Below are 23,021 nucleotides of genomic sequence, written 5' to 3' on the forward strand. Positions count from 1 at the left end.
TATTTGTGCTATTTTTGGATTCTGTTTTCAATTGCTTTGGACTACTCATTCATTCTTTCTGCTTCCCTCTTCTATCTGCTGGTGGCCTGCGTGCTGGTGCAGTTGTTTTATGAGTTCTACTATTTCCTGCCGCTCGCTTTTCACCAAAGACAGGAGGTAGCCCCACCATCGGCTTTGCCGCCTTTGTCCATTCTTGTCTGTGCCCATAATGAGGTGGAGAACCTGAAAGAGCTGTTGCCGCTGTTGCTGGAGCAGGAATATCCGCAGCCAGTGGAGATCATTATCATAGATGACCGTTCCTGGGACGGCTCCCATGTGCTGGTGAAAGAATATGAATTGGAGCACCCCAACGTTAGATTACTGCGGGTGAAGGAAACCCCGGCGCTCATGAGCCCAAAAAAATACGCCCTTTTTCTGGGTATTAAAGCTGCTCAGTATGAGCACTTACTGCTCACCGATGCCGACTGCAGGCCCCTTTCTGCCCAGTGGGCGCAGTACATGGCCAGCGGTTTTTTAGGCCAAAATGATATCATTTTAGGCGTTTCTCCGTATATGCAGATATATGGATTCTTAAATCATTTGATCCGTTATGAAACCTTCTTAACGGCGATGCAGTATCTGTCGTTTGCCAAGAAGGGCCAGGCGTATATGGGAGTGGGGAGAAATCTGGCTTATACCAAATCAACGTTTTTACGTAACAAAGGCTTTGCCTCCCATATAAGGTCCTTGGGAGGGGACGATGATTTATTTGTGCAGGAAGCTGCCAAACACTCTGCCGTCCAGATTGTCATTGACCAAGACGCCCAGACAAGCAGCACCCCGGAAAGCCGGTGGCGCGACTGGTGGCGCCAGAAACGGAGACATTTGGCGGCAGGGCGGCAGTACCAGAAGAAGGAGCAGTTCAGACTCGGACTTTTTGTCTTGTCAAATGGGCTATTTTATGTAATATCACCTGTTCTTTTAGGTTTACAGTATCAACTGCTATGGGTTGGCCTCATTATTGGGGTGAGGTATGCCGGACTGTACGGGACGTACCTACCGGTGGCCCGCCGCCTGCAAGACCCGCTCAAGTGGTGGCTGTTGCCCATATTGGAACTAGGATATTACCTCAATTACATAGGGATCGGGATCTCTGTTTTAACGACTAAAAAGGTAAGATGGAAGTAAACAAACAATTCTCCGCGAAAGCGAAACACGATTTTAAACTGATCCAGTCAGCGGTGGAAGACGGAGATGAGAAGGCCTACGCCGAGCTGATGCAGATCTACAAAAAGCCGGTTTACCACGTAGTCCTTAAGATGGTGCGCAACGCCGATGATGCCGAGGACCTCACCATTGAAGCCTTCGCGAAAGCCTTCCGTAACCTGCATAAATTCAATCCGGAGTACGCCTTCAGTACCTGGCTTTTCCGTATCGCCACAAACAACTGTATTGACTTCATCCGGAAGAACAAGATCAAGACTATGAGCATTGACTCAGCCATCAAGATCGATAACGGCGATGAGATCACCATTGATTTCAAAGACAACAACCTGAACCCGCAGGAGTCTGCCATCAAGAACCAGAAGATCGAGATCATGCAGTACATCGTGAGCAAGCTGCCAGACAAGTACCAGCGCCTGGTAACGCTGCGCTACTTTGACGAGCTGTCTTACGAGGAGATTGCCACCGAACTCAGCGCCCCGTTGGGTACCGTAAAGGCCCAACTGCACCGCGCCCGCGAGTTGCTCTATGACATGGTGAAAAACAAAAAGCACCTGATCTAGCAAGTATCACGTAGCAAGATTTTAAAGTTGAAATGTTAGCAGAAAGCAGCCCATGTGGCTGCTTTCTGTGCTTAGGGCCTGTTTTACAGAAATGGGTTGTAAACGGATTGATACACCAACCTCCCGCAAGTTTGAGCGCAGCGGTAACTTGTGGGTAATCATGTAGCCAGTTTGTAACTGGCTTTGACCATAATCAGGTATCGTATTTCGCCAGTTACAAACTGGCAGTCAATTTTACTCCAAGTTACCGCTCCGCTCAAACTTGAAGTATAGGAGATTTAAGACCCTTTTCCTGAAAACAGCCTCAAAACAAAACCACCATTACTGACTTCTGACAAACTCAGGACTCCTTTCGTTATCTTTGAGCCTATGAACGCACAATCTGTGGATATCCTTACCCATTACTTTCCAGATCTCACCCCAGAACAACAGCAGCAGTTTGCGCGCCTGGCGGAGCTGTACGTAGAGTGGAATTCCAAAATCAACGTGATCTCCCGCAAAGACATGGACAACATTGTGGTGCACCACCTGCTGCATTCCTTGGGCATTGCCAAAGTGGTGCAGTTTCCGGCGGGCACCTCTGTGATGGACGTAGGCACCGGCGGTGGCTTGCCTGGATTACCTTTGGCTATCATGTTCCCTGAGGTGAAGTTCCACCTGGTAGATTCTATAGGCAAGAAGATCCATGTGGTGCAGGAGATTGCCCAGGAACTGCGCCTGCATAACGTGAAAGCCACCCACACTCGTGCCGAGCAGGTGCACGAAAAGTATGATTTCATTGTCAGCCGGGCTGTGGCCCGCTTGGCTACTTTCTACCAATGGATTCAGTTCAGCTACAAAAAAGACTCAGTGCCCGGTCAAGGTCTGTACTACCTCAAAGGTGGCGACCTAACCGAGGAACTAGCTGAGTCTGGTCTGGTGCACAAAGTGTTTGACTTGAGCAGTTACTTTCAGGAAGATTTCTTTGAGACGAAGAAAGTAGTGTTTGTGCCGCTGCACCCAACGGCTTAGGCTGTTTTCTGAAAAGCAGCTCTGAAATAGATTCAGATAAAATGTAGAAGCCGCTTCAAATTTGGAGCGGCTTCTGCATTTTATAAGTTAGAGCAAAGGCTCTATAGATTCATTACCAAGTGCGCCATTTATCAATAATCGTAATATTGGTTTTAAACCCGGATGTTGTGATTATCCGCTCCATTTCATTGATAATTTGCTCTCGCGCTAAAGTGTCAATGTCATTGTTATCCTTTTCTGATAGTGCGTTGAAGTTCTCAATGCTTCTTTTGAGGATGGCTAATTCCTGCTCTTGATTAAGGTTAGGGTAATTGCGTTCTATCTCCTCCACCATATTCCTAAGAATGAGTTGGGCTTCCTTCACCATTTTCTTACTATGATAGGAGTCCTTAGCCATATCATGCAGAAAGCCTTTCTTTTTCAACTCCTGTATCTTCATAGCAGCAGTACCCTGTTGTAGCTTAGGACCTTCTTGCAACTTGTCAATTGGAAAATTTTCAATAGGGTTGCCAGTGTAGCCTGTGGTAATAAGGCTAATTAGGATAAGAACAATGAATATCTGTTTCATCAGGAATAATTGTCTACTTGGCTTAGGTTAGTGAGAAGCAACAAGGTCAGTTGTATTACCTCACCAACTCCACTTTCTCAATCCTGTCCCCAATATTCAACTGATGTACCACGTCCATACCTTTTACCACGCGAGCGAAGATGGTGTATTTGCCGTCCAGGTGCGGGGTGGGAGAGTGGGTGATGAACCATTGGCAGCTCTCGGTGTCTTTGCCCGCCGAGGCCATGCCTACGTAGCCTTCCAGGTAGTTCAGGTCCGCGAACTCAGAGCGGATGGCGTAGTCAGTGGAGCCCCAGCCGTCGCCGCGGGGGCAGCCGCCCTGCGCCACGAAGTTGGGCACCACGCGGTGGTAGTTCTTGCCGTTGAAAAAGCCCTGCTCCAGCAATTCTACAAAGTTTGCGACTGAGCCTGGTGCATCTTCCACCAGCAGCTCAAAAGTGATGTCGCCTTTGGAGGTCTTCAGGCGGGCCTTCTGGGTTTTCTGCAGCTTGTTCACCGTGGCCCAGTTGATGGGGTGACTGAAGGGGGTAGCCGGAATGGGCGCCGAGGTTTTGCCTTCCAGGTAATCCAGGGTTTTCTGCAGTTCCAGATAGGTCTCAATATCGCGGGGCAGGGTGAGTTTGTCACGGGCCTGCGTGAGGAAAGCACGGTCGGCGTAGGCGTCCTTCATCTTCAGGTCTGGGTTCCGGATGGCGCCCGCCGCGATGCCCACCATGGCTACATCCCCGGATTGGATGGCTTTTTGGAAAATCTGGTTAAAAACAGGCGCCGCCGAGGCGTCAAAGTTTTTCTGACCCCTGATGGCTGCCAACGCTTCAATACCTGCTGTGCTGATGGCCGGGTGCGCCGCCCTAAAGGTCTGTTGTTCAATGAACGGGTACTGGGTGGCGTCTTTGCTGAGGGCCGTAAGCAAGGCCGCTTTCTCGTAAGGATTTTTCGCTGAGGCAAACCGCTTTTGGATTTCCTGGCTTACGGGCTGTTTTTGACCCGCAGAGGCCAGGGCAGCCCCAAACAAGGTGGCCCGCACGCGCCAGTCTTTCTGCTCCTCGGCTGCTTTCAGTAACCGCGCAGATTCAGTGGCGGGCGCTTTGGCGGTCAGGTACTCGGCAGCGGAGAGAGCCACTAGCGGGTGTTTGTCTGACAGGGCATTCCAGGCAGCAACCTGTACCGCTTCATAAGGCAACTGATACAAAGGCCGCACGGCATTGATCCGGACGCGGTAATCGGTGTCTTTCCGGAGCACTGCGTTTACCACCGGAGCCAGGCCCACGGTATCGGCCATTTTGCCTAGGGCCAGGGCTGCTGCCATGCGCACGTTGGCACTAGGGTCTTGCTGTACTACTTTAAACACCTGTGCTTTGGCCGGACTGGGGTCTAGTTTGGCAGTGCGGCCCAGAAAGTGGGCGGCACCCAGACGGGCTTCCTCCTGGCCTGAGGCCAGCAGCACCGCGGCCTTGGTGATGGCGCCGGTGTAATTGAGTTTCCGTTGGCCGGCGCGGTAAAGGGCCCAGGCCTGCGCCGCCTCCATCTGTGGTTGTGCCGTGTACCTGGAGATCATGTTCAACCCGTTCTGTGATGCGCATTTGCCCCAGGCCTCCAGAATCTCGGCCCTCACCGGAATGTTCTGCTCCTGGTTATACGCTTCCATCAACGCCGGTTCTGCCGAGGCACTTCCTATCTGCCCCAAAGCGTAGGCGCTTGCTTTCCGGACCTCGGTCTCCGGGTCTTTCAGGGCTGAGGATAGAGCGGGAACGGCGGTGCTGTCCTGCACCGATCCGAAGGCCAGGGCTGCCTCGCGGCGGTACATGGTTTCGGGGCGTTCCAGAAATTCCAGCAGAGCCTGGGTTTTGCGTTCGTCCTGCAGGGTGTAGATTCTGCGCAGGGTAGCATCGCTGAATTTATTCACGCCACCAGCGGCGCTGTTCTGGGCGGGTTGCCGGCACGCAACGGCCAGAAGAAGCAAAGCAGCGGCGTTTCTGAGTTGTTTTTTCATAGAGAGCACTTGAGCACGGAAGATACAAAAGAGTCCTGAGTCTTCGGCACGGCCACCTGGCAGCAGAAACCTAAATACCGTTTTTGTATTGTTTTGGGGAAAATGGGGGAGAAACGCCGCGTGGATTGTCTTAAAAATGCAGACCTTTGCGCCAATTATGATTACCGCTGCCCCCGCTACTAGTACCTATTCGTTTCGTTTCTGGATGCTGTGCCTGAGTTCATTTCTCTTTTCGGCCAGTTTCAACATGATCATCCCGGAGTTGCCCAACTTCCTCACCCACCTGGGCGGCGCCGATTACAAAGGCTACATCATTGGTTTGTTCACGCTCACGGCCGGCCTCTCGCGCCCGTTCAGCGGCAAGCTCACCGATACCGTGGGCCGGTTACCGGTCATGTACTTCGGGGTGGCAGTCTGTATTCTGTGTAGTCTGCTGTACCCGCTGCTCACCACTGTTTTTGCGTTCCTGCTGCTGCGGCTCATCCACGGGTTCTCCACCGGTTTTACGCCCACGGGCGAGGCAGCGTACATCGCGGATATTGTGCCGTTGGAGCGGAGGGGCGCCGCCATCGGGATTTTCGGTCTGGCCGGAAGTTTGGGCTTGGCGGCCGGACCAGCCATTGGCGGGGAGTTCAGTCGGCATTTCTCTTTGGATGCGCTTTTCTATTCCTCCTCCGGCATGGCCTTGCTGTCCATTCTGGTGCTGGTAAACCTGAAGGAGACACTGCCCAATCCGCAGAAATTCAGGGCCGGGTTGCTGCGCATCAAGAAGGATGAGATTTTTGAACCGCGGGTGATGCCCACTTTCATTGTAATGTTGCTCACGCTGTTCTGCTACGGCGCCGTTCTCACCGTCACGCCCGATTTCAGCGAGCACCTGGGCATCCAGAACAAGGGACTGTTCTTTACTTTCTACACGGTTTCCTCCATAGGCGTGCGCTTTCTGGCAGGTCGTGCCTCAGATCGTTTCGGACGAGTTCCCATTCTGCGGGTTTCCACTTTCCTGATGGCTATCTCCATGGTGGTGCTGGGCTTAGCCGAAAACAAAACCATGTTCCTGGGCGCGGCGGTCCTGTACGGTTTCGGGACGGGCATGAACTCACCCACGCTCTACGCCTGGGCCATCGACCTGAGCCACCCGGAACGTCGTGGCCGCGCCATGGCGACAGTGTACATCGCGTTGGAAGCCGGTATTGGTATCGGTGCTTTCGCCTCCGGCTGGATCTACGGAAATGAGATAGGCGCTATTCCTTATGTCTTCTGGGGCGCTGCTGCCCTTTGTTTTGTGGCGTTTCTGTATGTAATGGTGGGCAAGTTTGGGAAGAGAGTCCTGAGTTCAGAGTCTTGAGTCCTGAGTTGAGGGAAAGCAAGCGGGAGGTCTTAGTAGTACCGTTGCTGTTATCACCATAACTGTCCGGTTAACGGGAGCCTGAGCCGGTTTTCCTTGGAGTACCACCTCGTTACAATGTAACGAGGCTACATTCTGGTCTGTAGCGACGTTACACTGTAACGTCGTACCCATTGCGGAGCCCGGTGCAAGGGCAACCACAAGGGATTGCCCCTACAAAAGATTATCCATAAACTTTTTATAGCCTGTTTTTAGTAAAAAGCACTAGAAACGCCATTGTGGTTGTTGGTGTTAACACCACTAACGGCGTCTGTATTCAAGAGCTTCAGACCAAGAATTCCTCACTCAAAACTTAAGACTCAGAACTCCCCTAGAGATATCCCTTCGCCTGCAACCTGAACAATTCCGCATACCGGGTGCCCTTGGCGATGAGCTCTTCGTGGGAGCCCATCTCTACGAATTGGCCGTTTTCAATGACAAGAATCCGGTCGGCCATGCGGACGGTGGAGAAGCGGTGGGAGATGAGGACGGCGGTTTTGCCTTGGGTCAGTTCCGCGAAGCGCTGGAAGACCTCGTGCTCGGCGCGGGCGTCCAGGGCAGCGGTAGGTTCATCCAGGATCAGGAGCTGGGCATCGCGCATGTAGGCTCTTCCCAAGGCTATTTTCTGCCACTCACCACCAGACAAGTCCACACCTTTGTTGAAGCGGCGGCCGATGATCTGGTCGTATCCCTCGGGAAGTTTGGCGATGACTGTATCCGCTAAGCTTTGCTGCGCTGAAGTTTGGATGCGGGGACGGTTCTCTTTCTCTTCAATCCGGCCAATGGCGATGTTGGTGCCCGCGCTCATCTGGAAACGTACGAAGTCCTGGAAGATGACGCCAATCTCGCGGCGCAGATCGGCGGGGTCGTATTCGCGCAGGTCAATGCCGTCCAGCAGGATTCGGCCCTCAGTCGGATCGTAGAGCCGGGAGAGCAGCTTGACCATGGTGGTTTTACCGGCGCCGTTTTCGCCTACCAAGGCCAGTTTCTCCCCGGCATGCAAGGTGAAGTTAAGGTGGCGGAGCGCCCATTTCTCTGAGTTGCGGTACCGAAAACCCACGTTCTCAAAGGTGAAGCCGTGTTGGATAGGCCTTGGGAAGGGTGGGGCCGAAGCCAGCCGCCTGATGCGGGGCTGCAGCTCAAAGAAGTCAAAGAAATCCTGGAGGTACAGCGCGCCCTCGGCCACGCTGGTGAACCGGTTCAATACTGATTCTAACAATCCACGCAGGCGCATGAAGGAACCAGAGAGAAAGGTCAATTGCCCCAGAGAAACCTGGCCTTGCACCGTCTGCAAGAGCAGGTAAACATAGGCTCCGTAATACCCGGCACTGCCCAACGCGGCGAACACGCTGCCCCAGCCAGCCCGGCGGGTAGACAGTTTCTTGTTGTCCTGGTAAAACTGGTCTGAAAGCGTGAGGAAACGGTCTACCAGGAAACCAGACAACCCGAAGATCTTCACCTCTTTGGCCGTATCATCGCTGGCGCCGGTCTGGCGAAGGTAGTCCAGTTCGCGGCGCTCGGGTGTCCAGCCGTGCACCAGAGAGTAGCTGCGCTCGTTGAAGTGCGACTCGCCCAGGAAAGCCGGCAGCACCGCCACCAACAACAGCAGCAGAAGCCAGGGGTAGAAAGCGATGAGTCCGGCGGCCAGGAACACCATGGAGAGGATGTCCTGCATCTGCCCCAGGACCTGGCTCATGAGAATGGTGCGGCTTAAAGTCTGGCGGCGGGCGCGTTCCAGTTTGTCATAGAATGCCGAGTCCTCGAACTGGTCCAGGTCCAACTCGGCGGCGTGCTCCATGAGCCGCACCGAGGATTGGTTCGCGAACAGGTCGCCCAGCAGACCATCTATGAGGGCGATGCCGCGGTTCAGGAAATCTGAGATCACCGCCAACCCGAATTCAATGGCCACCAGCGTGAGCAGATACCCCAGCAGTTTGTCGTCTGTTCTGGAGAGGCGCACCACCTCGTCAATGATCAACTGGCCCACGTAGAGCATGGCCACCGGCACCGCCGCCCTAAGCAGACGCAGCACCACGTTGATGAAGGCCATGCGCGGGTTCGTCTGCCAGACCATCTTCAGGAACGGCGGCAGGTGTTTAAGGGCGCTCACCCGCTCCTTGACTGAAAGCTGCGGTTGTCCCTGCCTGGGTGGCTTTCGCCCGAAAAGATTATCCCAAAATGCCATAGGCGGTGAAGTTATTGAAAAGCCCTTTACTTACGCGCTTTAAAGTAAAATGTAGGGGCAGAAGTAAGAGAATACCCGTCTGGCGTAGCTGCGGGCAGCATGTTACAGACTTAATTTCCGTTTTAAGCCTGCTTTCCTTAAAACGTGCGTAAAACAAGGTTGGTGCTATACTGTAAGAAACCAAAGGCACTGCGCATCTGCCTGCCAGCGGCTTTACCTTTGCATCGCCTAAATGAAAGAGAGAAGGTTTTTGTTTCCCTTGGAGGTATAATTTCGTAGGTAGTTTTTATGGAAGAATCATTTTTGAATCGGCTCTGGAGTCTCCATCAGCAGAACCAACTCCGGATACCCACCGGTCTGCTTTGCCAGTTCCTGAACCGGCTGTTGCAGATGCTTTTCCCGCCTCTGGCTGAGCAGCCTTTCAGGGATGCCGATGCGCTGGCCCAGGAAGCCACGTTTCTGGAGCAGGAACTGGAGTCTCTGCTGGAAGGCGTGCAGCACATCAGTGCGTTTCCGGCCCCTGAGACCGTCAGTCGTTTCATGACCCAGTTGCCCCATCTGCATGAGCGGCTCATTGCCGATGCCCAGTTTATTCTGCAGGAAGACCCGGCAGCCCGCCACATTGAGGAGGTGATGCGCTCTTACCCTGGTTTCTACGGTATTGCCGTTTATCGCATCGCGCACCTGCTGTACCAGGAGGGAGTGCCGCTGCTGCCGCGCATCTTAACCGAGTATGCCCACAGCCGCACCGGCATTGACATCCATCCCGGCGCCCAGATCGGGTTCCCTTTCTGCATTGACCACGGCACCGGTATTGTCATAGGCGAGACCACCACCATAGGCAAAAACGTGAAGCTGTACCAGGGCGTGACCTTGGGGGCCCTGAGCGTGGCCAAATACATGACCGACCTCAAGCGCCACCCCACCCTGGAAGACAACGTGATTATCTACGCCGGGGCCACCATTCTGGGCGGCAACACGGTGATAGGCGCGCACAGCATTATTGGGGGTAACGTTTGGCTCACCGAGAGCGTACCTGCGTATTCACGGTTATATCATCGGGCCCAGATCAAGGTAAGCCGGTCAGAAGCGCCGGAAGACATTCTTGATTTCTCAATTTAGTTTTATCCCCTATGGGATTAATGAAATAATTTTACATTTGTACCAAGCCTTGGCTAAGGACTTTTGCCTGGGATTGGTACACTTATAACGTAAACCTTACGAGATGAAAGCAGAAAACATATTGCAGACCATCGGGGATACCCCCACCGTACGAATCAACAAGTTATTTGGCCCCGATGCTGAGGTTTGGATGAAACTGGAGCGTGCCAACCCCGGCGGAAGCATCAAAGACCGTATTGCCCTGTCCATGATTGAAGACGCAGAGCAACGCGGTTTGCTTAAGCCTCACAGCCATATCATTGAGCCGACCTCGGGTAACACCGGAGTAGGGTTGGCCATGGTGGCTGCCGTAAAAGGCTACGAACTTACTTTGGTGATGCCAGAGTCTATGTCTATTGAACGCCGCCGTTTAATGGCTGCCTACGGCGCCCACCTGGAACTGACCCCGCGCGAGAAAGGCATGAAAGGCGCCATTGAGCGCGCGAACGAACTGGCAAGCCAGAACGAGAACGCCTGGATTCCCATGCAATTCGATAACGACGCCAACACCCGCATCCACATAGAGACTACCGCGCAAGAAGTGCTGCGCGATTTCCCAGATGGCTTTGACTACCTCATTACCGGCGTAGGAACCGGCGGCCACATCACCGGCGTAGGCAGGGTTCTGAAAGAGAGATTCCCTAACCTGAAAGTGTTTGCCGTAGAGCCCACCTTGTCTCCGGTGTTAAGCGGCGGCGCCCCTGGTCCGCACCCCATCCAGGGCGTAGGCGCAGGGTTCATCCCTAAGATCATGGACATGTCTGTGCTGGACGGCGTGATTCAGGTAGACCCTAAAGATGCGTTTGAGTATGCCCGCCGGGCGGCCAAAGAAGAAGGACTCTTTATTGGGGTATCCTCTGGTGGTTCGTTGGCAGCGGTAGCCCAGAAGCTGGCCGAGATTGAGCTGGGTGCCCGTATTCTCACCTTCTGCTATGACACCGGCGAGCGTTACCTGTCAGTGGAAGGTTTGTTTGTGTAACTAACCTTTGCCTATAAAAACAAAGCCGCTCCTGCTATTACAGGAGCGGCTTTGTTTTAGGCCTGTTTTCTTAAAAACAGCACCTAAACATGAAATACAAAGTGCCTGATTTTAGATTCCTGTATTCCCAAAAAGGGCCTTTTTGAATAAATCGGAAATACTTCTGCCTATACTTGACGGGATCTCAGACTTGGTTATGTAAGGAAAATCTGATGGGGGCTTTACCCGTTTTAAACCTGTTTTATTAAAACTGCAGTAAAAACGTAAGTGAAGATGATAGCCTAGGGTTAACGTTTTTCATCCAGCAGGATTTCTTCCAGTACGGCTTCTGCCTGACTTTGGTCTAAACCGATTTGCATTCTTGGGTGGTATAGAAGCCGTATCAATTCCTTGTCAATGGGGGTGTAACTGGTGTTGAGTTCTAAACCTGAGGTGAAAACACTTTCCGGGTAAGTAGGTGATAAATCTGCCAAACCTATAGATGCCGTTAAGTTGTATAATAGCCAGGTTTTTTGCTCCTGGGCGTTTGCCCTAAATGTATCCAAAAACATATGGGCATGGTTTATGGCCTGATCCCCTTCCCAGTACACATTGAAATAACCAAGACTGATAACCCTACCCATGGTAGGGTATCTGGCGGCATAGCCTGCTACCGTGCCAAAGTAAATGTAGGCATTTGATTGAGCCGAGTCCGTGACAATTTCAATGGAGAAACCATCGGTGGCCAGACCATTTATTTCCTGCCTTATTTTATTCAGATCACTTAAATTCTCCGCGCTTGGATTCCCTCCGATGAATAGCCGCATGTCAGAGTTCCATTTCCGGGTCATCTCGCTTCCACCGCCATTTTGATAGCCAAAGGCGATCTCTTTAAAGTAAGCAATGACATCTCGGTCAGCCTGGGTTAATTCCGGGGTAGATTCTTCCTCGTCTGTGGTAATGCAACCGGTCAGTAAAATCAGAAATGCAATAAAAAGGGTGTAGAGTTTCTTCATGGTTGTTGTAGATAATGATCCATTTTATGCCCAATTGGCTCGGATTTAAAATTTTAGTGGTTTTGGATTTCTGATTCCCTTCCTGTATTGTAAACCTCCTCTACCCGCACGGATATTTAAAGGCTCTATTGGCCTTTTACAGATTTTGTACCTTCAAACCTTTGAGGGAGTAGACTGTAGAGGGGTTTTTCGCCTGGTTTGGGGGTGTGGGGCACGCGTGATAGTTGAAGAAATAAGCTCCAGGGGTTTAGAAAGCAATGCCCAAACTGAAGCCAAGGCCACGGATTCCGGCAAAAGGCGTGTTCCCTTTGACGGTTACCCCATTGTCGGTTACGGTGGCCTCTACTTTTGAACTGCCTATCATATAATCGTTGATAGATTCTATCTCCTCCTCTAAGTCTCTTTGTTCTTCCGGGGTCATGGCGCTGAGGTTGGCCGTGCCCGTTAAATTCATTTTCATTTTCCCGAAGTGCCCTCCTACGATGTACCAGTCAAACGCTATCCTTTTGGCGATCAGCCATTGGGAGCCTACCATCAGTCCACCCCCAAAGCCTTGTACATTTCCATCTATCGGAATGATGTACGTGTTGGAATTGGCCTCATATTCATGTGTATAGGTAGCATCAAGGTTCATGTAGCGCCCATACAAAGACAGGTATAAACCCCTTGCCCCGGGCTTCTTGCCAGAATAGAACCTGATCTCACCGGTATAGGTTTTGTCCGCGACAGTGGAGTTGGTGAGATAGTCTCTTATGTCATCGTCTTCGTCTATGAATTCATCCAGGGCTTTCTCCACCAGGAAAATAGAGGAGATGTTTGTTTTGGGTATAAAACTGTAGCCACCCACAAACGTTATCTTGCGGGTCAAAGAGCGTTCATAGCTAAGGTTATAGCTATTCAGGACCAGAGAGGATAAGTTGATTTTGACTATGTTTTTCCTGAAGACCTCTTCTTTGCCTTTACTGTTCAAGCCCGGGCTGTTTTGTTTCCCTGGTGCCGGGGAAGCAAGTTTCAAGCTGTCTGGTTGGTATTTTGTGGAGTCAGTCTGCCCGAAGCAACGGAATATGGTAAGTAATAGAACAAGAGTTAAGGATAATTTCATATAATTTTGGTTATAGAATTTATCCAAAGGTGCCTGTTAATGCTTGTTATAGCAATACTTACAAGTAGGTATTATATTAATTTTATAAATTTTTGTAATAAATAAGGTTGAGTTGTGTTTGCTGCTTGATTCACCTAACCATAAATTATACTTCTGATAATCTGAGATCTAGACCACGATATAAAACAAAGCCGCTCCTGTTATGACAGGAGCGGCTTTGTTTAGGGGCTGTTTTCTTAAAAACAGCCCCTAAACGGAAAATTCTTCAAAGGGTGCTTTCGTTTAGAACCTGAATTGGGAAGGTCCAGAGGGTTAGTTCTGAAACGCCTACCAATCATTAAGAATTCTGGTCAGTTCCTGAGGACGTCTGATCAGATCCTGAGGTGGCAGTTGATTGGCCTGTCAACCCTTGCACAGAGTTGGTAACAGTATCCAGAAGGGCACGCCGTTTCCCTTTACCAATGGCTGAAAGGGCTATGCCCACGCCTGCGGCTCCCAGCAGGGAATACAGCACCTTTTTATTCTTCACCAGGCTCTGCACTCCGGTTAAAAGAGACTTATCCTTTTTGACTTTGTTCTTCTTGGTCTTGTTCTTATTCTTTGACATGGCGGTAAGGTTTGAATTTAATGGATCAAAGTGAATGGGTTAATACGATAATTACATGTGGTTAACCCTTAGTATGCACCTACGCCACCCACGTCTTTTGGTTTTTACCGGCCAGCGAATTGCCGAAGAAGCACGTTTCTTTCCCTGGCTTTTATGATTACTTTTCGTCGTCTGAAGAGCCGTTGTCTGGGGCAATGGTGAGGGGAGGAGGGTTGTTCCCTTTTAATTTCTTTTTCTTTTTAGAAGGTTTCTTTTCCTTGACCTCTTCGGGTTGATGATGAGCCAAATGCTTGACCACGGCCGTGATCCCGTCCACCAGATTCCCCGCCCTGTCCGGACCTATCGCCCTGGCCAGAGCAACCCCAGCCCCCACTGCGCCAACCAGAGCGAGTAAAACCCGGTTATCGCTTATAAACGGCTTTACCGCTTTGTAAAAGGTCTGGTGTTTGGTTCCTTTTTTCTTATTCTTGGCCATAGTCTTTTCTAAAAAGAATCTGAAAGTAGTGGGATTCTGGAAGAGGACATTCAATACCTCCTTCCTGCCTTCTCTACGTGTCCTCTAGTTCTGGGTTCTTTTCTTGAAAACAGCCTTAAAACGCACCCTCAGTCAGTACCTCATTTAACCCGGCTAAGACTTTGTCCATTATCGTTGCTTTTTGAGCTCCTTCAAGGGGTAGAAGCTGTCGCGCCAGTAGATGCCGCCCTGCCGGATGGTCTTCACCGCCGATGCAATCAGGATGTAGACCATCACTGCGCCCGCGAAGGGAATAATAAGGGCATGCCATCCTTTGCTATGGATGCCGCTTTTGAACTGCATGAGCAGCACCTGGGATAGAAGCAGCACCACAGCCAGCAACTGCCCTGTTGTTCCCTCCAGCAAAAGCAAAGGAAGGGGAAGCACGAAGACCAGAAGTGTAGCCAGGGCCATACCCAAGGCGGTAGGAAAATGGTAGTTTGCCACCGAGAACGTGTTTTTCATTAGGCCCCGCACAAACTCCTGAAGGCTGGTATACCACTGTAAGGAGATTTCCTTATTACCATATACCACATCCTGCCTGAAACCCGCTGCTTTGATTTGTTCACCCAGTTTCAGGTCATCATCCGGCCGAAGCGAGAAAGCCTTGTGGGTACCCGCCTGTTCGTAGGCGGCCCGTTTGACCAGGTTGAAAGCACCTATTCCAATAGATGCATCAGATTTGGGGTTACGCACTTCCCAGGGCCTCTGCCGAAGTTCCAGCATGATGGCAAACGTGCTCATTACGCTTCTGAACAAGCCAGACGGAGAAGTGATCTCGGGCATGACGGTGAGGTGGTCTAGACGATGGTCCTCCACGTATTGCATCGCTTTTCTTAAGGCTTGCCGGCCGTACATCACGTCGGCATCGGTGAACAGCATCCATTTCTCTGTAGTATGCAGGTACCCCTGGTACAAAGCGTGGTTTTTTCCTAGCCAGCCCGCCGGGAGCTCCGTCACCGTCCTCACTGATATAGCCGGATTTGCCTTTACCATTTTCTCCAGGATCTGCGGGGTACGATCCGTAGACCGGTCATTGATGACCAGGATTCTGGCCTGGGGATAATCAACTTGACAGATGCTGGCCAAGGCCTGTTCCAACTCTGCCTCCTCATCTTTGACGGCCACAACAATAGCCACCTGCGGCTCCGGTGAACCCGCTTGCGGCGAGACGTTCTTCAGGTACTTTACCCTGCGGCTATTGACAAGTAAGTAGATACTCGCGCAAACCCACGCAAAAGTGATCAGCAACGCATAGCCGGTGAGTAACATAATGCAGTGTTTGGTTTGGCCTGTATTTACTTAGAATAAGCAGAAAACGGTACTATTGTTCGGCAGGGTTCCAGAAAAAGTCATTTAGGAACCTTAGTATATGAGCACAAAAAAAGCGGCACTTACTTTTGTAAGTGCCGCTTCAGAGAGTGGAGAATATCGGAGTCGAACCGATGACCTCTTGCATGCCATGCAAGCGCTCTAGCCAGCTGAGCTAATCCCCCGTTTTGATGTTACAAAAGTAATAGCCTTTCTGATAACTACAAAATCTTTTCGGCGCATTTCTTCATTTTGCTTTCCGTTAAACAGCTTATTTGAAGCTATGTCAGAGGTAAATGGCTGACTTGATTAAACTTATGTAACGATAAAAATTGGTTCAGATAGGCAGAAAAAAATCGGGCGAAATGTGTTTTCGCCCGATTTTCTGAAAAAGAGGTTAGAAACGTTTACTGGAAAAGGTAACGTACCCCAAGCTGCCCTTGCCATCTGGAAGAGAAGGTAGTAGTCCAGACATCGCCAGTGGGGTTGTTGAAGGTGAAAAGTGGCCGGTTATTCTCATCGCGGCGGCTGAACCTCACCAGCTCAACAGCGGCGTTGTTCACGAAGTAGTTACGTCCCCAATCCTCGTTAAACAGGTTACCCACGTTGAAGACATCCAGGGTTAGCTGCAGGGTGTGGTTTTTCCCTCCCAGGTTGGCGAAGATATCCTGCGCCAAACGGAGGTCCACACGGTGGGTCCAAGGTGTGCGGGCGCCGTTCCGCTCAGCATACTGGCCCCGGCGGGTTTTTAGGTAATCATCATTCTCAATAAAGGCATTCAGGTCTGCCCACTGCTGGGCTGCGGTGCGCGTTACGGCACCGGAACTACTAGTGATATCAATAAGCCCGCTTTCTTCAATAGTGCGCGGAACGTAAAGCAAATCATTGGCGTTGCTGCCGTCATTGTTTATATCACCCGCGTAGAGATAGGTGAAAGGCGTGCCTGATTGGCCTTCGTAGAACAAGGATAAGGTGGTGGAGAAGTTGTTCAGCCATTTAAACGTGTAGCCCCCGGAGGAAATAACCCGGTGCCGGATATCGAAGCGGGAGTAGGAAAGCTCAGGGTCGTTAGGGTTTCGGTATACCTGGTTGAACTGCCAGTTAGACCGGGCGGTGCTGCTGGCCCCGGAGTTCACGTCCTCAGATTTTCCGTAGGTGTACGCCACCATAGTGTTGAGGCCCATGTTGAAGTTTTTCTGCAACTGACCAGTCAAGGTGTAGGTATAACCGCGGTTGGTGTTATCCAGCAAAATCACGTTGGTGAAAGAAGAGGAAACCCGCCCCGATGAATATAGCGCCCGGTTGTCTGGACCACTCAAGGTACCGACAGGGGAGAGCAGGTTGATATCGCGGTACACAATGTCATTCATGGTTTTGGAGTAGATACCTTCCACGGTGGCAATGATGCCCAACGGAAGCGTATAGTCCACGGCCAGGTTGGTTCTGAAGGTCTGTGGGATTTTGAAGTCTTCGGAAATCAGGTTGATCTCCGTGGTGCTCACGGCTGGGCCCAGGTTCCGGACTTGGCTGATGTCGGTTACAAACCGGTTTGGCGCGGTCTGGTTTCGTAATTGAAGCGAGCTGAAAGTGATCCCGTTGTTCACAAATTGGTTAGACAGCCACACAAACGGCACCCTACCCGTGAAGATACCGGTACCGCCCCGCACCTGTATGGTTTTGTCTCCGCGCACGTCCCAGTTGAAGCCCAGGCGCGGGGCCCACAGAAGCTGCCCGCTGGGCGTTACGTCTGTCTTCAGGCTTGAATAGGCGGTGTTTGCAAAAGCGGTTTCCACGGCCTGGTTGCGGGCGGGCTCATCTGGGATGACCGGAACATCCAATCGCAGCCCAAGGGTTACCCTCAGGTTCTCCAGCACATCCATCTCATCCTGTACATAGAACCCTAACTGCGCGGCGTTGAACTCGGCGGCAGGGGTAGGATTGCTTTGGCTGGCGGAATAGGTCTGCTCTATCTGGAAAGGTCTGCCGGCAAAGAAATCCTCGGCGCTGTTGAACTGGTAGTAAGCGTTATAGTTGTTGATGAACAGGTTCCGGAAACTGAAGAACTCGTTGTGCGTTCCCAACGTGAAGGTATGGCGCCCCCTGAAAATGGTGAGGTTGTCTGTGAACTCAAAGATGTCCTGGTCCAGCTCGTTAAAGGCCGAACTCCGCTCGGTGCCGGCGGTGATAGTGTTACTGCCGCTTCCTGCAAACCGGATGGTTACCTGCGGAAAAAGCCCACCGGGAGTCTCCCTGTTGTCCCTGATTCTGGAATAACCTACAATAAGGCTGTTAGAGAAGCTCTCAGAGAAGCGGCTGCGCAGCTCGGCTACGGTGCTGTTGGTGGTACTGTTAAACTGGTAGGCATTACCCCCAAACCGGAAAGTAGTGTTGGTCCGGGTGATGTTCTCGTCAAAGGCGTCTACAAAGTTATGCCGCAGGGTCAATTGGTGCCGGTCTGTGATGTTCCAGTCCAGACGGCCAAAGATCTTGTTGCTTTCAGTTAGCCGGTTGATGGGGCCTGAAGTGCCGGGATCATACCCGTACTTGATGCGCAGCGTATCTTCAATTCTTCTTACATCCTCTGCCGGTACAATGGAAGCCGGATCGCCCAGGTTGAACAAGAGCGGCTCGGTGCGGCGGGTAATCTCACTATTCAGGAAGAAGAACAGTTTGTCTTTGATAATTGGTCCGCCTATCCTGAAACCCGTCTGATAATCTTTGAACTCAGCCGTTTCCTGGCTGGTGACTGGGTCATCGCCTACTATGTTTTCATTGCGCCCAAACGCATAGGCAGAGCCTTCCCAGTTGTTCGTGCCGGAACGGGTAACGGCGTTGATTCCGCCTCCGGTGAAGTTCCCGAATTTCACATCGTATGGGGCCAGCACTACCTGGATCTGGTCAATGGCATCCAGGGAAATAGGCTGCGTACCTGCCTGTCCGCCTGGGGTACCGGTTCCGGAGAGACCGAACACGTCATTGTTCACGGCCCCGTCAATGGTGATGTTGTTGTAACGGTTGTTGGCCCCGCCAATGGAGTTCCCGGAGGCTTGCGGCGTAAGGCGGGTGAAGTCCTGCAGGGAGCGGTTCAAAGTAGGAAGACGCTCAATTTGTTCCCGAGATACATTGGTGGCCGCCCCCGTACGGTCAGCGTTGATCACGGCGCCTCGTTCAGAGACTACCTGCACCTCACTTAGGCCCACGGCGCTGGCTGCCAGGTTTACATCCAACCTAAGGGTTTGGCCCAGGGAGAGGAAGACGTTTTCCCGGCGCTGGTCCTGGTAGCCAATATAGGTAGCGGTGATGGTATAAGGGCCACCAACCCGCATGTTCTGCAGATTGTACCGGCCGTTTTCATTGGCACTGGCGGCATATTGGGTATTGGAAGGAGTATGAACAGCCACAATGGTAGCGCCCGGAAGCCCTGCACCACTTGCGTCTGTGATCTCACCAGTCATGGAGGCAGTAGTAGCGCCCTGTCCCCAACTAAGGTGACCAGACAAACACATGACCAAGAGAAGTATTAGGGGAGTAAATAGTTTTTTCATAAAGGTTCTGTTATGCCAAGCTTTTAAGTGAACTAATGAGCGGCGTTGGTAATAAAGGGCAAAAGGAAGAGGCGCATTAGAGTCAGATAAACTCCTCCAGAGGAAAGGTGTGGAGGCAGCCAGCCGCGCAGGGCCGGGGAGGGCAGGACCTATATAGTATATGTTTAATACTAACTATTAGTAAATCACTTAGTTAGCCGTTCTCTTTACGGTGCCGCACAGGACAAGTTTATTTCTGCAGAAAACTTATTTCTGCCTTAACACTCAGGTAAAGCGCTAAAATAGTAGAGCCCTTGTCCTTCAGCCTGGCCAGGTGGAACCCAGCAGAGTCAGGTATTTTCGTTTTGGGGCTACTTTCTGTAAACCGGGCTTAAAACAGCGCGAGCCTGACAGGGCTCTGTCTGGCTCGCAAAAAGTAAAGCGCATAAAAAAGGCGAACCTTGTGGTTCGCCTTTTTTATAAATTATTAAGCTAATTCATTATTGGAAGATGTAACGCAGACCAACTTGTCCTTGCCATCTTGAAGAGAATGTTGAAGACCAAACATCTGCAGCTGGCTTGTTGAAGGTGAAGGAAGGACGGTTGTTTGCATCACGGGCAGAGAATCTTACCAATTCTACTGCAGCGTTGTTTACGAAGTAGTTACGTCCCCAGTCTTTGTTGATGGCGTTTCCAACGTTGAATACGTCAAGCGTTAATTGGAGGGTGTGCTTTTTGGCACCAAGGTTGGCGAAGATATCCTGAGCCACGCGCAGGTCTACACGGTGTGTCCAAGGAGTACGGGCACCGTTACGCTCTGTGTACTGACCACGACGGCTTCTCAGGTACTCATCACCTTCAATAAAGGCATTCAGGTCTTCCCATTGTTGATCTGGAGTGCGGGTAACCACACCAGCAGTATTTTTCAGGTCAACCAAAGTAATGTCTTCTCTGTTACGTGGAACGTACATCAGGTCATTACCAGTGTTACCGTCTCCGTTCAGGTCTTGCGCATACAGGTAGGTGAAAGGAGTACCTGACTGACCTTCGTAGAACAGGGAGATAGAAGTGCTGAAATTGTTCAACCAGTTGATGGTGTAACCACCTGAAGCAATCACGCGGTGACGGATGTCAAAACGAGAGTAAGAAAGCTCTGGATCGTTAGGGTTAGTCACTACTTGGTTGAACTGCCAGTTAGAACGGGCCGTGCTGCTGGTACCGCTGTTTACGTCTTCAGATTTGCCATAGGTATAAGCTACCATGGTGTTGATGCCGTTGTTGAAGTTTTTCTGCAACTGACCGGTCAGGTTGTAGCTGTAACCTTTGTTGGTGTTATCTAACAAGATTACGTTGGTGAAGTCCTGGCTGATTCTTCTTCCGGAAGAAGAAGTAGGGTACAACGGACGTCTGTCTGGGCCAGACAGGTTGGCGATAGGATTCACCAGGTTGATGTCTTTGTACACAATGTCATTCAGAGTCTTGGTGAAGATACCTTCAACCGTAGCAATGATTCCGAAAGGAAGGGTGTAATCTAAGGCTAAGTTAGTACGGAATGTCTGCGGGATCTTGAAATCTGAAGTAACCAGGTTGATCTCGGCAGTAGTACCAGCGGCCCCAAAGTTACGGATCTCGTCAATGTTTGTCTCAAACTGACCAGCTTTGGTTTGGTTTTGCAGGTTCAAAGTGCTGAAAGTGATACCGTTGTTGGTGAACTGGTTAGACAACCATACAAATGGAACACGTCCGGTGAAGATACCGGTACCACCACGTAATTGTACAGTTTTGTCACCTTTCACATCCCAGTTGAAACCTACGCGCGGCGCCCATAATAACTGGCCGCTTGGTGTTTCATCAGTTCTCAGGTCAGTGTATTGTGGGTATCTGTCAAAAACAGTTTCTACTTTCTCGTTACGGGCAGGGGTGTCTGGCATTACCGGAATATCCAAACGAAGACCTACTGTTAAACGAAGGTTATCAGTAAGGGAGATTTCATCCTGAGCGTAGAAGCCTAACTGTGCGGCGTCAAACTTAGCGGCAGGCTCAGCGTTGGCGTTGGTATAGGTTTGCTCAATCTGGAATGGTCTTTCATCCAGGAAGTCTTGTAGACTGTTGAATTGATAGTAGCCGCTTCCGTTGTTGATGAACAAGTTTCTGAATCTGAAGAACTCGTTGTGCGTACCAAAGGTGAAAGTGTGGGCTCCTTTGAAAACGGTCAGGTTGTCTGTGAATTCCAAGATATCCTGATCCAATTCGTTGTAAGCCGAGCTACGCTCAGTACCAGCAGTGATGGTGTTGCTACCGCTATTGTTGAATCTGATGGTTACTTGCGGGAACAGGGCACCTGGCGTGTCGCGGGTATCTCTGATTCTGGAGTAACCAACCAATAAGCTGTTAGAGATGCTTTCAGAGAAGCGGCTTTTCAATTCAGCTACTGTACTGTTAGTGGTGTTAGAGAACTCATAAGCATTGTTCCCGAAACGGAAAGTGCTGTTAGTACGGGTGATGTTGTCATCAAAAGCGTCAACAAAGTTATGGCGCAAGGTTAACTGGTGACGGTCATTGATGTTCCAGTCTAAACGAGCAAAGAGCTTGTTGCTTTCAGTGCGACGGTCAATAGAACCAAAAGTACCTGGATCATATCCGTATTTATCACGCAGGGTTTGCGCGATGGTTCTCACATCAGCTTCTGGTACAATTGAGCTGGCATCTCCCAGGTTGTTCAAAAGTGGCTCAGATCTGCGGGTAAGCTCACCGTTCAGGAAGAAGAACAGTTTGTCTTTCAGGATAGGACCACCCACGCGGAAACCAGCCTGGTAGTCTTTGAAGTCAGCTGCTTTTTGGTCAGTGATAGGGTCTTTGCCTACGGTTTTCTCATTACGGCCGAAAGCGTACACAGAACCTTCCACGTTGTTTGTTCCTGAACGGGTTACGGCGTTGATTCCACCACCGGTGAAGTTACCGAACTTTACATCATAAGGAGCCAATACCACCTGGATCTGGTCAATAGCATCCAGAGAGATAGGCTGCGTACCAGCCTGGCCACCCGGAGTACCTGTACCAGCCAAACCAAACACGTCATTGTTCACGGCACCGTCAATGGTGATGTTGTTGTAACGGTTGTTAGCACCACCAATAGAGTTACCAGAGGCCTGTGGCGTAAGGCGAGTGAAGTCCTGCAGAGAGCGGTTCAGGGTAGGAAGACGCTCAATTTGCTCACGAGATACGTTTGTAGAAGCACCGGTACGGTCTGCGTTGATCACGGCACCGCGATCAGCTACAACTTGTACTTCGCTCAAACCAACTGCGCTTTGAGCTAAGTTGAAATCCAGTTTAAGGTTCTGGCCCAGAGATAAGAATACGTTTTCTCTCTTTTGGTCTTGGTAACCCACATACGTAGAAGTAATAGAGTAAGGACCCCCAACACGCATGTTCTGCAAGTTGTAACGACCGTTAACGTCGGCGCTTGCGGCATATTGGGTGTTAGAAGGAGTGTGAATCGCCACTACCGTAGCACCGGCCAGGCCAGCCCCACTAGCATCAGTGATTACACCGTTCATTGAGGCGGTTGTTGCGCCCTGGCCCCAACTTAGGTGCATAGGCAAACACATCACCACGATGAGCATCAATCGGGTAATAAGGTTTTTCATAAAGGGTTTTTTTTGTGCAAAAAAAGAATTGGTAAAAAAGAAAAAATTAAAAAGAAAAGTAGGTGAGACTACTGTTAAGTTAACATCAGGAATGCTAACAGAATTTAGAAGGGAAGAAAATGCAAAATTCCTATGGGAGGAAAACATTTTATTGGCGGTCAGTGTATTGACGCCGCAAAGATAGAGAGTTAATTCTTTTGTTTTGCAACCAGATTCAAACTTAGCCGCAAGAAAATAAAACCGTTAGCTCCCTGGGGTTAAGGTTTTGCTA

Annotated in this window: 16 protein-coding genes and 1 tRNA gene; 6 read left to right on the top strand and 11 right to left on the bottom strand. The window is 50.8% G+C overall.

Annotated features, from left to right (window positions below):
• The first annotated feature begins 36 nt into the window (after positions 1–36).
• The 3 genes from J3P35_RS06325 to rsmG all read left to right on the top strand — a co-directional run bounded on the left by J3P35_RS06325 (position 37) and on the right by rsmG (position 2,777).
• Entirely contained in the window at positions 37–1,167 is a 1,131-nt protein-coding gene (locus J3P35_RS06325; RefSeq protein ID WP_210463491.1) for a glycosyltransferase, read from the top strand.
• Complete coding sequence (locus J3P35_RS06330) at positions 1,158–1,766, top strand: RNA polymerase sigma factor (protein ID WP_062542709.1); 609 nt, start codon at positions 1,158–1,160, stop codon at positions 1,764–1,766. Before J3P35_RS06325 ends, J3P35_RS06330 begins: the two co-directional genes overlap by 10 nt.
• A gap of 369 nt (positions 1,767–2,135) precedes the next feature.
• Positions 2,136–2,777 (top strand): 16S rRNA (guanine(527)-N(7))-methyltransferase RsmG, encoded by a 642-nt coding sequence (rsmG, locus tag J3P35_RS06335; protein ID WP_210463492.1) that lies wholly within the window; start codon positions 2,136–2,138, stop codon positions 2,775–2,777.
• Positions 2,778–2,889: 112 nt separating this feature from the next.
• Here rsmG and J3P35_RS06340 read toward each other — a convergent pair whose 3' ends face one another.
• Positions 2,890–3,345 (bottom strand): DUF5713 family protein, encoded by a 456-nt coding sequence (locus J3P35_RS06340; RefSeq protein ID WP_210463493.1) that lies wholly within the window; start codon positions 3,343–3,345, stop codon positions 2,890–2,892.
• Between the two features lie 55 nt (positions 3,346–3,400).
• Positions 3,401–5,338, bottom strand: coding sequence for a peptidylprolyl isomerase (locus J3P35_RS06345; protein ID WP_210463494.1), 1,938 nt, complete (start codon positions 5,336–5,338; stop codon positions 3,401–3,403).
• Positions 5,339–5,495: 157 nt separating this feature from the next.
• Here J3P35_RS06345 and J3P35_RS06350 point away from each other — a divergent pair, with 157 nt between their 5' ends.
• Positions 5,496–6,686 carry an MFS transporter gene (locus tag J3P35_RS06350; protein ID WP_210463495.1) on the top strand — a complete coding sequence of 397 codons (1,191 nt, stop codon included), beginning with the start codon at positions 5,496–5,498 and terminating at the stop codon, positions 6,684–6,686.
• Between the two features lie 370 nt (positions 6,687–7,056).
• On the opposite strand, the gene J3P35_RS06355 is transcribed toward J3P35_RS06350, so the two are convergent.
• On the bottom strand, positions 7,057–8,910 hold the full coding sequence (locus tag J3P35_RS06355; RefSeq protein ID WP_210463496.1) for an ABC transporter ATP-binding protein: 1,854 nt from the start codon (positions 8,908–8,910) through the stop codon (positions 7,057–7,059).
• Positions 8,911–9,198: 288 nt separating this feature from the next.
• Here J3P35_RS06355 and J3P35_RS06360 point away from each other — a divergent pair, with 288 nt between their 5' ends.
• Together J3P35_RS06360 and cysK are read left to right on the top strand one after the other, a co-directional pair.
• Entirely contained in the window at positions 9,199–10,032 is an 834-nt protein-coding gene (locus J3P35_RS06360) for a serine O-acetyltransferase (RefSeq protein ID WP_210463497.1), read from the top strand.
• Positions 10,033–10,135: 103 nt separating this feature from the next.
• Positions 10,136–11,050 (top strand): cysteine synthase A, encoded by a 915-nt coding sequence (gene cysK, locus J3P35_RS06365; RefSeq protein WP_210463498.1) that lies wholly within the window; start codon positions 10,136–10,138, stop codon positions 11,048–11,050.
• 287 nt (positions 11,051–11,337) lie between these two features.
• On the opposite strand, the gene J3P35_RS06370 is transcribed toward cysK, so the two are convergent.
• The 8 genes from J3P35_RS06370 to J3P35_RS06405 all read right to left on the bottom strand — a co-directional run bounded on the left by J3P35_RS06370 (position 11,338) and on the right by J3P35_RS06405 (position 22,750).
• Positions 11,338–12,045, bottom strand: a complete 708-nt coding sequence (locus J3P35_RS06370) for a DUF2927 domain-containing protein (protein ID WP_210463499.1) — start codon at positions 12,043–12,045, stop codon at positions 11,338–11,340.
• Between the two features lie 247 nt (positions 12,046–12,292).
• A complete protein-coding gene (locus J3P35_RS06375) occupies positions 12,293–13,015 on the bottom strand; it encodes a DUF3575 domain-containing protein (protein WP_210463500.1) in 723 nt (240 codons plus the stop codon).
• Between the two features lie 469 nt (positions 13,016–13,484).
• Entirely contained in the window at positions 13,485–13,754 is a 270-nt protein-coding gene (locus J3P35_RS06380; RefSeq protein WP_210463501.1) for a hypothetical protein, read from the bottom strand.
• A 157-nt stretch (positions 13,755–13,911) separates the two neighbouring features.
• A complete protein-coding gene (locus tag J3P35_RS06385) occupies positions 13,912–14,229 on the bottom strand; it encodes a hypothetical protein (protein WP_210463502.1) in 318 nt (105 codons plus the stop codon).
• 168 nt (positions 14,230–14,397) lie between these two features.
• Positions 14,398–15,540 carry a glycosyltransferase gene (locus tag J3P35_RS06390; RefSeq protein ID WP_210463503.1) on the bottom strand — a complete coding sequence of 381 codons (1,143 nt, stop codon included), beginning with the start codon at positions 15,538–15,540 and terminating at the stop codon, positions 14,398–14,400.
• 150 nt (positions 15,541–15,690) lie between these two features.
• A tRNA-Ala gene (locus J3P35_RS06395) sits at positions 15,691–15,764 on the bottom strand.
• Positions 15,765–15,986: 222 nt separating this feature from the next.
• On the bottom strand, positions 15,987–19,124 hold the full coding sequence (locus J3P35_RS06400) for a TonB-dependent receptor (protein WP_210463504.1): 3,138 nt from the start codon (positions 19,122–19,124) through the stop codon (positions 15,987–15,989).
• 479 nt (positions 19,125–19,603) lie between these two features.
• On the bottom strand, positions 19,604–22,750 hold the full coding sequence (locus J3P35_RS06405; protein WP_210463505.1) for a TonB-dependent receptor: 3,147 nt from the start codon (positions 22,748–22,750) through the stop codon (positions 19,604–19,606).
• Between the last annotated feature and the right edge of the window lie 271 nt (positions 22,751–23,021).

This window comes from Rufibacter roseolus (genome assembly GCF_017916365.1).
Lineage (GTDB): Bacteria > Bacteroidota > Bacteroidia > Cytophagales > Hymenobacteraceae > Nibribacter > Nibribacter roseolus.